Source organism: Streptomyces finlayi, assembly GCF_014216315.1.
GTDB classification, from domain to species: Bacteria; Actinomycetota; Actinomycetes; order Streptomycetales; family Streptomycetaceae; genus Streptomyces; species Streptomyces finlayi_A.
In genome coordinates this window covers 1,637,616-1,653,554 of record NZ_CP045702.1, presented here as the reverse complement: position 1 = coordinate 1,653,554, position 15,939 = coordinate 1,637,616, and the positions used below count along the sequence as shown (strand labels likewise).

The window sequence follows — 15,939 nt, the reverse complement described above, 5'->3', positions numbered from 1 at the left end:
GATCCCGGGCGGGACGCGGGCCGTGCCCGGTGACCCCGAGTCAGACGGCGGCCGGTCCCGGCGAGAGGCGGACGGACAACTCCCGGAACCCGTTGGCAACGAAGGACTCCTGGTGGGGCGGGACCTGTCCGGGGTCGCTGAGCGTCAGGTTGGGGAATGTCTCGAACAGGGCCCGCAGCGCGATGTCGGCCTCCATACGCGCTAGCGGGGCACCGAGGCAGAAGTGCGGTCCGTGGCCGAAGGCCACGTGCTCCTTGTTGCCCCGGGTGGCGTCGAAGGTGTCGGCGTCCGGGCCGTGGACGGCTGGGTCCCGGCCGGCAGCACCGAAGCCGAGGATGATGGCGTCCCCCGCCTTGATGAGGACGCCTTCGCCCAGGTCAATGTCCTCGACCGCGTAGCGCAGGGGCATGTGCTCGATCGGCCCCTCGGTGCGCAGAGTCTCCTCGATCACGTGGCCCCAGGTCACCGTCCCGATGCGGAGCAGAGCGAGTTGGTCGGGATGGGAGAGGAGAGCGTGGACGGCTTTGAGGATCAGGTTGACAGCCGTTTCCGACCCCGCGCCGACCATGAGGATGCAGGTGCCGATCAGCTGTTCCTCGTCGAGTTGCCCTTCGGCGTCTCGGGCGGTGATCAGGTCGCTGGTCATGTCCTGGTCCAGGTGAGCGCGCTTGTCGGCGATGAGGGCGGCCATGCAGGATCGGAGGTCGAGGAAGTCGGCCTGGGCCTGCTCAGGGCTGGCCGCGGTGTGCAGTGCGGCGTCGATGACACGCCGCATCCACGGCCGTAGCTCGGACGGAACGCCGAACAGATCGCAGATCACCTCGGTGGGCACCTTGTACGCGAAGGTGGCACGGAGGTCGACGGGATGTCCCGGCTCGACAGCGATGAGGTCGGTGATCAGCCGGTCGACGATCCGCTGGACCTGCGGGCGCAGGGCCTCGGTCCGCCGCGGGGTGAAGGCCGTGGAGATGAGGCCGCGAAGGCGCCGGTGCTCGGGACCGTAGGAGTTGAAGGCGCTCTCCGGCAGAACCAGGGCGCTCAGCGGCCAGTCGTCGGATATCTCGGCGAGCGCGGGCCAGTGCCGGCGGGGGTCACGGGACACTCGGCGGTCGCTCGTGAGGGCCTTGATCTGGGCGAAGCGGGTCACCGACCACGCAACGACGCCACCAGGGAGCGCCACCTGGGTCGCCGGGCCCTGTGCGCGGAGGCTGGCGGCCTCGGCGTGGAGGGAGCTGCCGGTGGGGTCCAGGACGGGGCACTGCCGGAGGGCTGCGGGTTCCATATCGGGGCTCCAAGGGGTGTAGGTGTGGGTACGGGCACGGCCGGGAAGCGCACGGGCAGGGCGGTGAGGGTTCGGTGGAACGGGCCGGGGCGCCAGGACAGTGCCGTGGCGTCCAGCTGCACGTCGGGCAGCTGGTCGAGCAGCGTCTCGACGGCTACGTCGGCAATGACGCCGGAGAGGTCCTGTGCCGGGCAGACGTGCGGGCCCGCGCTGAACGCCAAGTGGGCGTGGTTGGCGGCGCGCCGACCTGTTGTTCCTGATCCGCCGGCGCCGAGTTGGGCGTTGGCCGCGGCGAGGCTGATGAGGACCGGGACGCCCGGGGGTATGTCGAACTCCCGTCCGTAGCTGTCGCGGAGGCGGTACGAGGAAGTCGCGTAGTGGAAGCAGAAGTTCGACATGGGGGACTTGGACCAGAGCACGTCGTTGAGTGCGTCCCCGATGGTCAGGCTTCCGCCGGACAGGTCGCCGGCGAATCGGTCGTCGGTGAGCATCACCATGAGGGTGCTGGAGATCCAAGCGGTCATTGGGACCGTTCCGGCTCCGATGAGGACGACGAGCTGGTGGACCATCTCCTCGTCGCTGAGTCCGACCGGGTGCTCCAGCATCCAGGATGTAAGGTCCGCGCCCGGGCGCTCGCGCTTGGCGGAGATCAGCTGGCCCAGGAGACCGGCCAGGCGTGCTCCGCCGGCCTGCGCCGCCGCGGGCTCGGCATCAATCATCTGGGCGCAGGCCGCGGCCATGTCCTGCACCCACGCATCGGGGCAGCCGAAGAGCTGGGTGAACACCAGCACCGGCAGACGGTCGGCGTACTCAGCGACCAGGTCGGCTCTGCCGGCCGCCGAGACCTGCCGGATCAGGCCGATCGCGCTGCGCTGGACGAAGCCGCGCAGCTGGTGTGCGTCGACCCGGGCCAAGCTGTCGTCGACGGCCTGGCGCAGCCGCAGGTGCCGGTCGGCGTCGGCGAAGAGCAGGGACGGGCGCCACGCCATCATCGGGAGCACCTCGTTGTCCGAGGGAACCAGCCCCTGGCGAAGCGCCTCCCAACGGCGGGCGTCCTTGCTGAAGTAGGGGCTGCGCAGAACATCGAGCGCGCAACCGTAGTCCGTGACCACGACGCTCTGGACGCCGGGAGCGAGCTCGACCCAGGAGGCGGGCCCCTGCTGGTTGAGGAACTGGTAGGTGGCCTCGGGTTCGGCCGCGAAGTACGGCCCGTACAGGGCTGGCAGTCCGGTGGGCGCAGTGGGCTGGTGAGCCGGGCAGCCGGGCGGCGGCACGGCGGCGTGGGCGGGCGGGTGCGAGGTCACACGGACTCCTGGAGGCGGGTACTCAAGTGCTTGACGAGGGTGATGAGTGCGCTGACGACGGAAGCCCGGTTACGGGCGTCGCACATAACCAGCGGCGTCTCGGGTTCCAGATCGAGGGCCTCGCGCAGTTCTTCCTCGGGAATCTCGGGCGAGTCGGAGAAGACGTTGAGGACCACGACGTACGGAAGTCCGCGCTGCTCGACCAGGCTCATCGCCTCGAAGGAGGCGTCGAGTCGTCGGCAATCGGCCAGGATCAGGACCCCGTAGGCGCCCTTGGCGAGCTCGTTCCAGATGTGCGTGAACCGTGCCTGGCCCGGCGTGCCGAACAGGTACAGGGCCACGTCGTCGCCGAGCGTGAGCCGTCCGAAGTCCAGGGCCACCGTGGTCGTCGTCTTGCCGTGGATCCCGGCCAGGCTGTCCACCGCTGCGCCTGCCTGCGTCATGACCTCTTCGGTCCGCAGCGGCGTGATCTCGCTGACGGCGCCGATGAGAGTGGTCTTGCCGACCCCGAAGGGCCCTACCACCAGGATCTTCGCGGTGTTCTCGACGGATTCCCGAACGTAGATGCCGTCATAGACGCTCGAGGCCACGCAGCACCTTCTTCATGAGGTCGTGGTCGGGCAGGGCTGCTTTGGGCGGCGGGCGCCGCGCGATCACGTGGCCGGAGTCGATCAGATCGCCGACGAGCACCTTGGTGACCGTCATCGGGAGCCGGGTTCGGGAGGCCACCTCGGCGATGGAGAGGTGGCCTCCCAGGCACAGCTCGACGATGCCCGCCAGCTCCGGCCCGAGGCTGTTCAGCGGGCGGTCGCCGGTGGAGACCACGAGGGTGACCACGTCCAGGGCCGGCGCGTTTCGGGACGGCGCGGAGCGGCCTCCCGTGATGACGTACTGCCGCACCATGTCGGTGCGCGTGCGCCTGGGCGTCATGCCGAGCTGCCGTCTTCCTGGCGCGGCGCGCTCACCATCTCCTGGCCGAGCTGGCCGACGACGGTGTACATCGTGGTGGCCACCACTGCGATGTCCGCGTTGCGGGAGGTTGCCACCGCCAGGTAGGTGCCGTCGGCCGCGCTGATCATGATGACGTAGCCGTCGCCGAACTCCATGAGGCTCTGCTGCCAGGAGTTGGGGCGCGACCTGCAGAATTCCGCCGTTGCGCCGCTCGTGGACCTGACCCCGGAAAGGGCTGCGGCCACCCGGTCGGCCGCGGCCTCGTTCATCCCCTCCGAACAGGCTCGGAGCAGGCCGTCCTCGCTCACCAGCATCGCGTCGTAGACCTCCGGCTGGTCCAGGATCTGGTTGAGCATCCAGGCCAGCCGCCTGCTCTCGTTCTTCACGGCGTCGGTCATGCGAGGGTGTTCCCTTCATCGGTCGAATGGCTTTGCCCGCGGCCGGCCTGCGTGCCGCGCAGGAAGGCGTCGAAGGGTGCGGCGGCCTGCTCGGGGGTTCGGATCCTGGCCGAGGGCTCGGCTGCTGCAGGGGCTTCGGTCGGCGCGTGACGTCGTCGCTTGGGCAGGCCGTGAGCCGTGGATCCCACTGGGGCGGCTGCCACCTGGTCGTTGGGCGGGGCCGGCGGGGCTGCTGCTGCGGTGCGGGGTGGTTGAGGCACCGCGTCGGTGAGCGTGGCGCTGGGCAGGTAGACCACGGCGCGCACCCCTCCGTACGGGGACGGGGTGTCGACCGACGCGGTGAAGCCGTAGCGTCTGGCCAGGGCCCCGATGACGGGGAACCCGATCTTCGGCGGGTCGCCGAGACGGGTGACGTCGATGGGGTGCTCGCCGGACAAGAAGTGGCGGGCCCGCTCCCGCGCGCCGGGCGGCAGGCTGACACCGGCGTCGTCGATGACGATCGACAGGCCGTTGTGGGCCTGCTGGAACTGCACCTGCACCACGGTGTCGGGGTGGGAGTAGCGGGTGGCGTTCTCCAGGAGTTCGGCGAGGGCGATCACGAGACCTTCGACCGAGCGGCCGATCACCGCCCGGTTGCTCTCCGGCTGGGTGATCTGAACGCGGCGGTAGTCGAGGATGCGCCCGAGCGCCCCGCGGACCACGTCAAAGGCCGGCGTGGGGTCGTGCTGCTTTCCCGGCCAGGCGCCACAGGCCACGGCGAGCGACTGGGTGCGCCGCAGGACCTGCCCCGTGGTGTGGTCGAACACCATCAAGTCGGCGACGACCTCCGGGGAATCATGCCGGTTGATCATGTCCGTGACCGCCACCTGTTGGCCGTTCACCAGGCTCTGGAGGGTGCGGGTGACCGCGAGCAGCGTTCCCTGACTCACCTGGCCGGCGCGATCCCTCGCCTCCGCCAGGGCGCGCACCACCTGCTCCTCCGCCGTGCGCAGGTGCTTGGTGAAGTCGTCGAGCGGAGGCCGCCCGGGGGGAAGGGGCTCGCCCTGGGAGATGGCGTGGACGATCGCCGGCAGTCGCGTGTCGTTCAGCTCGGCCAAGGCCGCGTCGCGCGACTGGATCTGCGAAGTGGCAGTTGCGCTCTGCTCGCGCAACTGTCGCTTGGTCCTGGCCAAGCGGCGTCCGATCAGTGCGGCCGCGACCGCGAGGGCCGCATCCAGGCCCCATGGAGCCGCATCCGCTATGTCGTTGATCATCGATTCCTCGCGGGCAGGTAGGGAACGGACGCATGCGAACGGGGGGCCGGCGGCAGCTCGGCGCGGGGCGAGCACGCTGTTGGCCGTGGGGCCGGGGGCCGATGGGCGCGGTCAGCAGGTCGCATGGGCCCGGCGGTGCGCGGATCGCAGGCTGTGAACAGCGTGGAAGAGGTGCCGGGCTTCGGTCAGGTAGAAGCCTTGCCCGTCCGGGGGCAGCAGCCACAACTGACCGGGGCACTCGTGTGAGGTGTCGGGGCATCGCGTGGTGGCCCGACGGACAGTCAGGACCCCGTGCGTGGGCAGCCCTTCGGGCCAGGTCGAGACCAGCATGTTCACCGCTCGGTGAACACCGCAGTGCAGGACGGGTCCGACGGGGACCCCAGCCCCCCTGAGCGAATGCAGGACCGACATGCCCAGGCCCTGGTTCAAGGTAACCGTGTTCCAGCCGTGGTGGCCGCCCAGCCCTTTCACCGGAGCGTTCGGGTGCAGGGTGGGCAGAAGCAGCCAGAGCGCGTCGGGGCCATGAAGCACGGGGAGTCGGCCCTGCTCAGCGACGGTGCCGGTGATGCGCGGGAGCGTCTGTGTCGTCATGGCCAACAGGTCCGGATCTCTCATTGGTCGGGGCGGTGTAGTGGTGCGGCAGCGGCGTACGCGTTGCCGCCGTCATCAGCGTTTCGCCTGGCGCGTGGCGTCGGTACGCCATTCGTCTGCCACTTCACTGCCACTTGCGACGGGCCGTGGTCGCTTTGGGGTGATCTCGAATGGATTGCGCAGCCGGAAGGTGCTGGTGCCCGAGAGCCCGCCCCCGGGCTCGCCATTCCGGTCCGGCGGGGAAGTGGCAGTGGAGTGGCAGGCCCGTGGCGTACCGACGCCATCGTGGCGACGCGAGGCTGGGCCGTGGCCGCTGTCGAGCGGCGACTGACCTCTACGGCTTGGGAGTGTGACCTTCAGTGGGGAAGATCGTCTTGTTCGCCGGCGTGGACCCGCTTGCCACCGGCGAGTCCGACTACCCCTGGCATCCGCTGTCCGTGCTGACGGTCGGCACCGCCTTGCGGGCCGCCGGGCACATGCCGGTGATCATCGACTGCCAGATCGAGCCGGACTGGCGCACGAAGCTGGCGGAGGAGGCCAAGGACGCCCTGTACGTCGGGGTTTCGTGCATGACGGGCCCGAGCATCGGCAACGTGCTGGACGCGATCGGCACGGTACGCGAGCACGCGCCGGGCGTACCTGTGGTGTGGGGCGGCTACCACGCCTCGCTCGCCTACCGGGGGATCCTGCGGGAACGGTGGGTGGACGTGGTCGTTCTGGGACCGGGCGAAGCCGCAGCCGTGGCACTGGCCGAGCTGGCCGAGCGCGAAGGCGGCCTGACCGACCCCGCTTCCCTCGCGGCCATCCCGAATCTGGCCTACCGGGACGGGAGGCGCGAGATCTCGCTGCGCGGCGCGGTGGCGGACCGGATTCTGGAGACCCCGTACGGCGCACTGGCGGACATGAGCACCGTTCCGCCCCTGGACTACACCCTGATTCCGGTCACCGCGTACTACACCGACAGGGTCCGGGATCTGAGCTACCTCACCTCCTGGGGCTGCCCGCATCCCTGCGGGTTCTGCAGCGAGCCCAAGACCAGCCTGCGCCGCTGGAAGGGGCTGCCTCCGAAGCGGGTCGTCGACGAGGTCGAGGCGCTGTGGAAGACCTACGCGCCGGACCAGATCAGCCTGATGGACCCGAACTTCTCCACGAACACCCAGCGGGTGATCGGCATCGTCGAGGAGATGGAGCGCCGCGGCCTGTGCATCCAGCTGCGGGCCAACATGCGGGCCAAGGACATCGTGAACCTCGCCGGGCACATCGACCTCGAACGGCTCCGGAAGGTCGGCTTCAGCGCGATCTTCGTCGGCTGCGAATCGGGGTCCGACCGGATGCTGAAGCTGATGACGAAGAACGCGACGGTCCAGCACACGATCGACGGCTGCCGGATGCTGTCGGCGGCCCGCATCGTCCAGCTCACCAGCTGGATCCACGACCTTCCGCAGGAGACGGACGAGGACAGCGACCTCACGTTCGGTCTCGTCCGGGACCTTGCCCAGCTCCCGTACAACGAGCAGAAGCATCACTTCTTCACGCCGTTCCCGGCCACCGACATGTACGAGGCGCTCTTCGGGGCCAGCGAGGACGACGGGCGGAGTCAGCGTGACTGGGCGCGCAGCGACACCTACTCCGGGAGCGCGATCTGGTCGGGCCGGCCCGACTTCCGCCGCCGGGTGTTGGGGCGGCTCCTGGAGCTCCGCGAACAACACCCCGGCGTCCTCGTCCGGTCGCTGCCCCGCCTCATGGAGGTCTGAGCGGCCCGGGCGGCGGAACAACCGTGCTGGGGGCGCGCGTTCGGCGTGCCGCGATTGGTGCCGACCGCTCCTCACCTCTACGGTGGGAATCCCACATCTTGTGGTCATCGAACGCTGGATGCCCATAGGTTGTGGGCGTCAGCCCTGTTATGCCCTTCTCGACCACTTAGAGGACACATTCGATGGCGGACCGAACCGTTGACGGCATGGCACGTACGCAGAGGAGCGGGGAGCACTCCCTTGGACAGGTGCCCCCGCGGGCCCCGAGGCGTCTGAAGTCGACGACGCGGTCGTTCAACGTCGGTGAGGGGAAGGGCTACCTCACGGTCGCCTGCACCGAGGAGGGCCGTCCTGCTGCGGTCACGATCTTCATGGCTAAGCAAGGCTCGACCATGGCGGGTCTGATGGACGGCTTCAGCACGACCATCACCCAGGGCCTGCGGCACCAGGTCCCGCTGGAGGTGTTCGTCCGCGAGTACGTCAGCATGCGATTCGAGCCCGCGGGCATGACCAACGACCCCGAGATCAAGCAGGCCACGTCCGTCCTGGACTACGTCGGCCGGCGCCTGGCGCTCGACTACCTGCCCTATGAGACGCGGGTGGAGTTCGGCGTGCTGACGGCCGATGAACGCGCGGCCAAGGAGCTCCAGGACAGCGTGGGCGACGCGGCGTGGACCGACATGATTGGCCTGGCGATGTCCGCGCCGACCGTCACGAGTCCCCGCCGAGGCTGAGGACGCGACAAGGAGGGGCCGACCCGCGATGCGTTTCACGGGTCGGCCCCTTCGCCGGTGCCAAGTCGTGTATGCCGGTTCAGTCGCCCGCCCAGGTGAGGGCGGTCTCGATCGCGGCGTCCACGTCGGGCACGAGGGTGACCTCGGGGAGCATGTCGAAGGAACAGCTCGGCTCGCCCACGTAGATGACCGGGATGCCGGCGGCCAGTGCGCATCCGATCTCCACGCTCAGCCCCGCGCTGCGCCTGCTGCACCCCATGGCGATCAGCACCTTGGAGCGGCGGACGTCGTCCAGACACAGCCGTGCGGCGAGCCGGTTGAGCGCTATCCCCGCGTCGAACTGGCAGCTGGGCCGGGTGAGCGGGTCCAGGTCGAGCCACCGCGAGGTGGAGTGCAGCGGAGCGGGCAGGCTGTCGCGGAGCCGGCGGATTTCGTTGCGGTGGCGGAGCGTGGCCGCGAGGTACACCGGGACGGCGTCCGGAGGGACGCTCTCGCTGGGCAGGGTCCGGTTCGGGTCCGCCGTGTGCAAGCGGGCTGGTCCCGGCCGGGGCGAGAAGCGGTTGCCTGCGGTTGTCCGTCCGGCGCCGTAGGGCGTGATCGGACTGTAGGCGTGGCTGAGGTCCTCGTGCAGCAGGGGCATTCCGATGAGCCTGCGCCGTTCGTCGACCTTCCCGTAGGCGCCGTCGAGCGGGTAGAGAAAGCGGGGTTCCTCGTCGCGGACGAGTACGAAGGTGCCGTAGCGCTGGGGTTGTCCGTGCAGGGACTGGACACGGTCGTCCAGCAGCGCCAGGTGCCGGCCGTCGATGAGCTGCGTGGTGACGTTGCGGGTTGCTTCGAAGAGGAGTTCGTCTCTGCGCTCGCCCGCTAGATCAGCGTGCTGCATCAGCAGCCAGACTGCGTCTACGGCGGCGGGATCGTGCCGGTCGAGCCGCGGCCAGTGATGCCGGGCGACCGCGTCGATCACTTCCGCGGTGGCGTCGGCGGACGCCTGAAGGTAGAACGCGAGGTCCTCGGTGGCGCTGGCCAGCTCGGGGGCCAGGACCGGCAGGAGGGTGAGCGGCTGGGGCCAGTCGGGGTAGCCGAGGGCTTTGCCGATCTTGTCGTCCAGGGTCGGGTCGACGAACAAGGAGGCCAGAGCACTCTCCAGGAGGAGTTGCTCGCGCTCGGCGACCTGGGTGAGGTGCTGCCAGATGCCGGGACTGGTGGCAGGGGCTCGGGGGGCGATGACGAGTTCCTCGCTGACGGGAGCGGCAGCGCGTCGTGCCTGCTCAAGTTGGGTACGGGCGGCGGTGGTGTCCAGCTTGCCCGCCTCGGTGCGCTGGATGGCGGCGACCCGCACGATCGTGCGTGGAACCTTGAAGTCCGCGAGCTGGTCGCAGGCGTGGCGGCGTACGTCCTCCACCTCGCCACCGACCGCCAGGTGCAGGAGAGCGCCCAGGGTGTGTCCGCGTACGGGGTGAGCCAGGGGTATGACGGCAGCGTCCTGGACGTCGGGGTGGTCCAGCAGCACGCGGGTGATTTCGGGGAGGTAGACCTTCTCCCCGCCGAGGGCGACGCACTCGCTGTCCCTGCCGAGCAGGAGGATGCGCCGTCCCGCGGCCAGGCGGGCGTGGTCTCCGGAGAGCAGGTACGTGGTGCCGTCGCTGATGCGGAAGCGTTCGGCCGGAAGCCCGCCGGTGGGGTGGAGACCGAGGGGGTGGGGCTGGGCGACGGCCAGGAGGCCGTCTTGTCCGACGGAAGCGGGAGTCCCGTCGGGCCGTAGTACGACGGCGTGGGCGCCGAGATCGAAGGTCCCGGTGGCCGGCACGAAGTCGGCTGTGGCGGTGGAGGAGCCGATGCCGGTGGCTTCGGTGGCGCCGAGCGTCTCGATGAGCCGTGTGTGGGGCAGGGCGTTGAGGAGACTGCGCTTGGCCTGCTGGCTCCACGCGGCACCGGATGAGGTGATGGTGGCCAGGCGGGAGAGGTCCCAGCGGTCGGGCCGGCGGTGCAGGGCGGTGGCGAGGGGGCGGGCGAGGGGGTCGCCCACGATGGCGAGGGTGTCGGCGCGGTGCTGGGCGACGGTGTCCCAGATGGCGGAGGGGCCAGGCTCGGGGACGGTGATCACCGTGCCGCCGGCGCACAGGGCACCCAGGGCGCGAGTCTGCCCGGAGCCGTGCATGAGCGGGCTCGCGACGACCAGTCGGGCATCCGCGACGGAGATCAGGCCCGCGGCCTCCATGCTGCTGCGGCGCAGCCACGGATTGTGGGCGTTGAGATTGCGGGCAAGGTCACCCACCCGCCAGCGGATCGCGGCGGGCTCCCCGGTGGTGCCGCCGGTGCACTTGATGAAGGTGTCGTCCGGGGAGGACACCCAGGGATCGTCCAGGTCGGCCGACCCCTGGGCGCTCAGGATCCGTTCCAGCGATTGCGTCCAGGCGGGCAGGTCCTGCGGGCCGGTAGCGATCCACGTCCGGCAGCCGGGCAGTGCGGTGTGGGCCGCAGACATCTCCGTGAGCTGTTCAGGTGCCAGAAAGACGGCGCTCGGCGTGAGCAGGGTGAGCATGCCACCCAGTTCGCGGGCCCGGTAACGGTAGTTGATGTTGGCGGGCACGACCCCTATGCGCAGGCACGCGGCGAGGCAAACCAGATGCTCCGGCCGGTTGGGCAGAGCGAGTGCGGCGACGTCCCCGCGGCCGAGGCCGCGGCTGCGCAGATGCGCGGCCAACGTCGCGGCCTGGTTGTCGAACTGTCGCCAGGTCACCGTGCTGCTGCCGTGGATGAGAGCAGGGCGCCCCGGATGGTCGGCGGCGATACGCCGCCACAGGCTCGCGAAGTCGAGCTCACCGCTCACCTGGGTGCTCCGGCCCTGGACGCTGGTGCCCTGCGTGCCGTCGGCGTGACGGCGGTGAGGTCGTCGACGGTGGCGCGCATCAGTTCGGGGAACGGATGGGCCTGCCAGTCCCATGCCGCGTCCTCGATCTGCGGATCGAGCCGGGCCACGACCTCCCGCAGCCGTATCCGGGGAAAGGCGTCGTTGGGGACGGGGTGGCAGGTGAGGGTGCCGGTCTGGTCCCGCACGGTGATGTAGGAGGTGTCCGGGCTGCGGGGCACCTGGGCGTAGTTCGCGATCTCGTATCCCGGGGCCCGTGCGGTGAGCCATTCGCCGAGGTCGGCGGTGCTGGGCAGCATGTGCAGATGGCCATGGCAGATGCGCCGCCCGGAGGGGAGGTTGAGGCCGTACTCGAAGGTGAGGATCGGGCGCCGGTAGACCTGGTGCAGCTGGTCGGCGAGGTCGTGGGCCAGGTCCTCCACCCCCGCCAGCTCGTCGTCGTTCAGCTGTCCGAGCGAGAGCACGTGGGTGGTGGGCACCACGAGCAGGTAGCCGGGGACGAAGGCGCCGATGGTCGGAACCGCCGCTGCGTACTCGGACGTGGCGACGATGCGTTGCTGACCGGCATGGAGATGACGTTGCAGAGTGCAGTTGCCGATGTCCGGGTTGATGGCCTGGCACAGGTCACAGTCGAGCATGTCCCTCTCACAGGGTCGCGTGATCGAGAGCTGCGGTCCGGCGCAGCTCGATGGCGTGGGGACGCTGAGGTGGTGTCAGCCGCTGAGCGCACCAGGTACGCAGGATCGAGGGGGTGAGCGCCGGGTCCTCGGTGTGCACGACGGCGGACAGAACGGATCCGAACCGGTCGTGGGGGCTGACACGGATTTCGCAGTCCCGTACGGCGGGGTGGGCGGACAGGGTGTCGTGGGTCTCGGCCACAGCGATCTTGACGCCCGCCACGATGGCGCGGCCGGGGACGGCCACGTCGGTGACCTCGATGCGGTCGGTGTCCTTGATGCGCCTGCCCCGGTCGCCGACGCTCTGCCATTGCGGCCGGCTGGCGCACGGCTGGTCGGCGCGGTGGGAGATGAGGCCGGTCCGGCTGCGGCCCTCGATGGTTCCCGGGGTGCCGGCCGCTACGGGCCAGCGGTTGGGGTCGACGATCCGCAGCTCGGTCTCGGGCAGCGGAGATCCGCCGGGGCCGCGAGAGGTGTAGGGGCTGACGGTCCCGTCGTACAGGGTGGTCCCGTAGTACTCCGCGACACGCTCGGGCCCCAGGACGTCGGTCAGGCGCTGGCGCAGCGGGGGCGGGCACGGGGCCGAGGATTGCAGGAGCAGACGCAGCGAGGAACAGTCGCCGCGGAGTTCGCGGGGCGGACGTGCGTCCCAGACCTGTTGGATCTGCGTCGGAACCAAGAACGCCCAGTCCGGCTTATGGCCGCGGACGCTCTCCAGCCACTGCTCGGCCTCGAAGCGGGGAGCGAGGATGATGCAGCCGCCGAGGAGGAGCTGGCGTAGCGCGAACTCGAACGGCCCGTTCAGGTGCATGGGGGCTGCGAAGAGGGCACGGCCGCCGGGCAGCATGCCCAGAGCGCGGGCCTTGCGCGGGGCGGCGGGTGATTCGCCGTGCGTCACGACCGGAACCTGCTGGTGGCCCGATACGGCCAGGACCGCCTTCCACGGGCGGCAGCCGGCACTCCTTGCCGTCTGCACGGCGCGCAGCGCCTCCGTTTCGGGCGCGCGGGCGGGCAGGACTAGGGGCGTGCGGCCCACCATGAGAGCGGCGCACACCTGGATGAAGAACGCGGCGCTGGGTGCGGCGCGCAGTACCGCGACGCCCGCGCCGTGATCGGGACGGGACTCCAGGTCCTGGGCCTGGCGGGCGGCGGCCAGGTAGAGGGAGCGGAAGCTCGTTGTGCCGTGGCGGTCGATGACGGCGGGGTGGTCGGGCCGCTGGCGGGCGGTGCGGTGGAGTTTGCCGACGACGTCCGCGTGCCACGCCGTCCCAGGCGGGTGCACGCTCATGCGGTGGGGGCCGGATCGGGAGCGGTCGGCGGCTTCCAGGAGGTGGCGAGCTGCTGTTGCTGGTCGTCGGTGAGCCATCCGAAGCGGAGGTACTCGTCGGCCTCTGCGGCCCGGCGGCCGTGGTAGTGGGGGAAGGTGACCCATGACCGGAGCAGGTGGCGGGGCTCGGCGGGGGGCTGCGGGTCGCGGTAGGCGGTGCGGGAGTGGAGCACCGTGTGGTTGTTGACCAACTGGAGGTCGCCCGCGCGCAGTTCCATGTCGATGCTGTTCTCGTCGGCGAGCTCTTCCAGCAGATCGAAGGCGGCCATCGCATCCCGGTGGAGCGGGACTTCCGTGACGTTGGGGGTCTCCAGCAGTGTGTGCCGGACGTAGCGGGTGGAGAAGCGGCCTCGGTGGAGGGAGAAGACCGGCGAGATGAAGGTGGGGGGCAGGCCGGGTACGTTGCCGCCGGCCATGTGGAAGTGGAACGGCTGGTACAGCTCGGCGGTCCACGTCGGGGAGGCGTTCAACATCTGGTTGTGGACGGTGGCGGCCGAGGCGAGACGGGAGAGCCCTCCGGTCTCGGACGCGGTCAGGCACAGCAGGGCGGCGGCGTCGGCGCCGTCGGTGTGGAACCACAGGCGGTCGGCGGTCTGGTGGCCGCGCACGGTGGCGTCGCCCAGTGCGCGGCCGGTCGCGCGGACGTGCCGGATGAGCTGTCCGTCCCGGCTCTGGGTGGCGATGGGGCCCAGGTAGGTGGTCAGGCCGCGTAGGAGCAGCGCGTTCTGGCGCTCGTCGAGCCGGTCGACGGGCAGTCCGCGCAGCACTGCGAAGCCGCGGCCGTCGGAGACCTCGCTGGAGATCGCTTCCAGGATCGAGCCGACGTGGCCCAGGGGGAAGTCCCCGCGGTTGATGTAGCGGCCGGTGAACATGTCCTGGCCGGTGAGCCGGTTCTGCGCGATGGTGAGCGCGTCGATGATCTCGATGGTCTCCTCGCGGGCGAGCGTGTACGTCCAGGCTTCGGGCGAGAAGGTGCTTCGGTCCCACAGCGGGGCCTCGTCGGAGGTCAGCCACTTGGGGCGGGGTGTGCGGGCGGAGGTCAGCATGCGGGAGTCCTTGGGAGGCGGGGCCGGGGGAGTCAGGCGTTGACGCTGTGGCGGGCGGCGATCGCGTCACCGGCGAGCCAGCCGGAGTCGGCGGCGCCGATGATCCCGCCGGTGAGTCCGGGGCCGTCGCCGGCCAGGTAGAGACCGGGGTGGCCGGGGGCCTGCATGTCGTCGCCGACTTCGAAGCGGTCGGCCCAGCGCTCGACGGCTGGCCCGTACAGCATGTTGCCGGGATTCAGGACCTGCGGGCACAGCCGGGCGAGGCGCTGAAGGTAGTCGCGCAGCAGGACGACGATCGGCTGGGGGAAGAGCGCGGCGAGGTTCCCGGTGACGGCGTCGGGGATGCTGGGGGCGAACCCGTGCGCAGCGTCGGGGACGGTGCCGGTGCTGGGGACGCCGGCCAGGAAGTCGCCGAGCGTCTGGGCCATGACCCGGCCTCCGGTGGCGTGGTTCATCCGGGTGACGAGGTCGCGCACGTACTCCGTGCTCAGGGGGAACGCGTCTCCGGCGGTGGCCAGCACCGCGGTGTTGCTGCGGTCGTGCCCGTGGTCGCTGGTGGAGTGTCCGCCGACCAGGGTGAGGTCCTGGTACTGCGCCGGGACGACGTCGCCGCCGAAGCAGACGCAGTGCGTGCGGACCTCGGCCCCCGCGCCGGGCTTCCAGATGACCTTGGGGTCGGTGGCGACCTTCAGCAGCAGGTCCAGGAATTCTCGCGGCCCTTCCAGGCGGAAGCCGAGCTTGGGCTGCGCGCTCTTGCGGGGCAGCCCCAGGGTGTCACCGAGGGCGCGCAGCCAGGCCGCGCCGATTTTTCCCGGTGCGAGCACGACGTTGTTCGCGCGTAGTGCCTCCGGCTCCGGCCAGCCGTCCTTGGTGATCAGGACCTCCCAGCGGTGGCCAGCGGCGAGCGATGGCCGCACCTCGGTGCAGCGGATGCCGCAGAGCACGGGAGCGACGGCTTCGACCTGCTGGCGCAGGGCGGAGGTCATGCGCATGAGCTGGTCGCTGCCGACATGGCGGACGGGGTAATGCAAGTACTCGAGGTCTTCGGCTCCGGCCAGTTCGGCCAGCTCGGCGGCCTTGGCGTTGTCGGCGCCATGCAGGGGGGCATCCTCGCCGGCGCGCAAGAGTTCGTCGATGGCGGACTGCCGTGCCTCGACCTCATGCGGGGGGAAGCGGTGGGAGACGGTCGAACCGATGCGGTGCGACAGGCACAGTTTGCCGTCGCTGAACATTCCGGCACCGCCGAACCCGGATGTGATGGTGCGCTTTTCGTCCAAGCCCAGCTCGCGGGCCCGGATACGCCCGTCGATGTCGTCGCCCTGATCGAGGACGACGACGTGGCCGGTCGCGGTTCTCGCGCGCATCGCGGCGAGCAGGCCCGCCGGGCCGGCGCCGATGACGATGGTGTCGCACTGGGCGAGGCGGTTCCCGGACTCGGGCGTGGAAGGTAAGGGCACGGCAGCCTCCGGCTGAGGAACGGGATCGGTGCGCGGTGCGCCACTCCGGGCGCCGCGCTGAATGCCGCCCTCGGCGAACTGCCCGTACGTCAGCTCGCCGAGGGCCGCTGGCGTCTACATTCGCCGGATCTGTATGGCGTCGGTACGCCATTCGTCTGCCACTTCTCTGCCACTTGGCGGCGAGCACACCGCTCCCATCCATCCCGGCAAAGCGCATAACTCATCTCAAATGAGCCGCATCCACTGCTCTTGTCACAGAACGAAATGGCAGTGGAGTGGCAACCCAATGGCGTACC

At 70.2% G+C, this 15,939-nt stretch carries 14 protein-coding genes; 2 read left to right on the top strand and 12 right to left on the bottom strand.

Translation table 11 applies throughout. The features are described from left to right. Positions 1-40 precede the first annotated feature (40 nt). The 7 genes from F0344_RS07400 to F0344_RS07375 form a co-directional block, all read right to left on the bottom strand. The gene (locus tag F0344_RS07400) at positions 41-1,147 is read right to left on the bottom strand and encodes a cytochrome P450 family protein (RefSeq protein ID WP_258049741.1); all 1,107 of its coding nucleotides are present in this window, start codon (positions 1,145-1,147) and stop codon (positions 41-43) included. Next, positions 1,144-2,586, bottom strand: a complete 1,443-nt coding sequence (locus F0344_RS35560) for a cytochrome P450 (protein ID WP_258049739.1) — start codon at positions 2,584-2,586, stop codon at positions 1,144-1,146. The genes F0344_RS07400 and F0344_RS35560 overlap by 4 nt, the downstream gene beginning before the upstream one ends. After that, on the bottom strand, positions 2,583-3,176 hold the full coding sequence (locus F0344_RS07395; RefSeq protein WP_185298016.1) for a GTP-binding protein: 594 nt from the start codon (positions 3,174-3,176) through the stop codon (positions 2,583-2,585). Before F0344_RS07395 ends, F0344_RS35560 begins: the two co-directional genes overlap by 4 nt. Continuing rightward, positions 3,157-3,516, bottom strand: coding sequence for a DUF742 domain-containing protein (locus F0344_RS07390; protein ID WP_185298015.1), 360 nt, complete (start codon positions 3,514-3,516; stop codon positions 3,157-3,159). Before F0344_RS07390 ends, F0344_RS07395 begins: the two co-directional genes overlap by 20 nt. Next, positions 3,513-3,935: a roadblock/LC7 domain-containing protein gene (locus F0344_RS07385; protein ID WP_185298014.1), complete on the bottom strand. Its 423-nt coding sequence runs from the start codon at positions 3,933-3,935 to the stop codon at positions 3,513-3,515. The genes F0344_RS07390 and F0344_RS07385 overlap by 4 nt, the downstream gene beginning before the upstream one ends. After that, positions 3,932-5,188 (bottom strand): ATP-binding protein, encoded by a 1,257-nt coding sequence (locus F0344_RS07380; protein ID WP_185298013.1) that lies wholly within the window; start codon positions 5,186-5,188, stop codon positions 3,932-3,934. The genes F0344_RS07385 and F0344_RS07380 overlap by 4 nt, the downstream gene beginning before the upstream one ends. 111 nt (positions 5,189-5,299) lie before the next feature. Then, positions 5,300-5,779 (bottom strand): hypothetical protein, encoded by a 480-nt coding sequence (locus tag F0344_RS07375; protein WP_185298012.1) that lies wholly within the window; start codon positions 5,777-5,779, stop codon positions 5,300-5,302. A 359-nt stretch (positions 5,780-6,138) separates the two neighbouring features. Between F0344_RS07375 and F0344_RS07370 the strand changes: the two genes are divergently transcribed. Together F0344_RS07370 and F0344_RS07365 are read left to right on the top strand one after the other, a co-directional pair. Next, positions 6,139-7,533: a B12-binding domain-containing radical SAM protein gene (locus tag F0344_RS07370; RefSeq protein WP_185298011.1), complete on the top strand. Its 1,395-nt coding sequence runs from the start codon at positions 6,139-6,141 to the stop codon at positions 7,531-7,533. Between the two features lie 206 nt (positions 7,534-7,739). After that, a complete protein-coding gene (locus tag F0344_RS07365) occupies positions 7,740-8,267 on the top strand; it encodes a TSCPD domain-containing protein (protein ID WP_258049738.1) in 528 nt (175 codons plus the stop codon). A gap of 79 nt (positions 8,268-8,346) precedes the next feature. Here the strand turns inward: F0344_RS07365 and F0344_RS07360 are convergent, their stop codons facing one another. From F0344_RS07360 to F0344_RS07340, 5 genes are read right to left on the bottom strand one after another with little or no spacing between them, the layout of a single operon-like run. Then, entirely contained in the window at positions 8,347-11,097 is a 2,751-nt protein-coding gene (locus F0344_RS07360) for an AMP-binding protein (RefSeq protein ID WP_185298009.1), read from the bottom strand. Beyond that, a complete protein-coding gene (locus F0344_RS07355; protein ID WP_185298008.1) occupies positions 11,094-11,774 on the bottom strand; it encodes an HIT family protein in 681 nt (226 codons plus the stop codon). The genes F0344_RS07360 and F0344_RS07355 overlap by 4 nt, the downstream gene beginning before the upstream one ends. 7 nt (positions 11,775-11,781) lie before the next feature. Beyond that, a complete protein-coding gene (locus tag F0344_RS07350) occupies positions 11,782-13,101 on the bottom strand; it encodes a class I adenylate-forming enzyme family protein (RefSeq protein ID WP_185298007.1) in 1,320 nt (439 codons plus the stop codon). Further along, complete coding sequence (locus F0344_RS07345) at positions 13,098-14,186, bottom strand: TauD/TfdA family dioxygenase (RefSeq protein WP_185298006.1); 1,089 nt, start codon at positions 14,184-14,186, stop codon at positions 13,098-13,100. Before F0344_RS07345 ends, F0344_RS07350 begins: the two co-directional genes overlap by 4 nt. 32 nt (positions 14,187-14,218) lie before the next feature. Continuing rightward, a complete protein-coding gene (locus tag F0344_RS07340; protein WP_258049737.1) occupies positions 14,219-15,643 on the bottom strand; it encodes an FAD-dependent protein in 1,425 nt (474 codons plus the stop codon). Positions 15,644-15,939 lie beyond the last annotated feature (296 nt).

What these genes read in the sequence shown, in the direction of transcription:
- F0344_RS07390 (WP_185298015.1), bottom strand. Translation starts at nt 3,516, where the DNA reads ATGACGCCCAGGCGCACGCGCACCGACATGGTGCGGCAGTACGTCATC.
- F0344_RS07385 (WP_185298014.1), bottom strand. Translation starts at nt 3,935, where the DNA reads ATGACCGACGCCGTGAAGAACGAGAGCAGGCGGCTGGCCTGGATGCTC.
- F0344_RS07380 (WP_185298013.1), bottom strand. Translation starts at nt 5,188, where the DNA reads ATGATCAACGACATAGCGGATGCGGCTCCATGGGGCCTGGATGCGGCC.
- F0344_RS07375 (WP_185298012.1), bottom strand. Translation starts at nt 5,779, where the DNA reads ATGACGACACAGACGCTCCCGCGCATCACCGGCACCGTCGCTGAGCAG.
- F0344_RS07365 (WP_258049738.1), top strand. Translation starts at nt 7,740, where the DNA reads ATGGCACGTACGCAGAGGAGCGGGGAGCACTCCCTTGGACAGGTGCCC.
- F0344_RS07355 (WP_185298008.1), bottom strand. Translation starts at nt 11,774, where the DNA reads ATGCTCGACTGTGACCTGTGCCAGGCCATCAACCCGGACATCGGCAAC.
- F0344_RS07350 (WP_185298007.1), bottom strand. Translation starts at nt 13,101, where the DNA reads ATGAGCGTGCACCCGCCTGGGACGGCGTGGCACGCGGACGTCGTCGGC.
- F0344_RS07345 (WP_185298006.1), bottom strand. Translation starts at nt 14,186, where the DNA reads ATGCTGACCTCCGCCCGCACACCCCGCCCCAAGTGGCTGACCTCCGAC.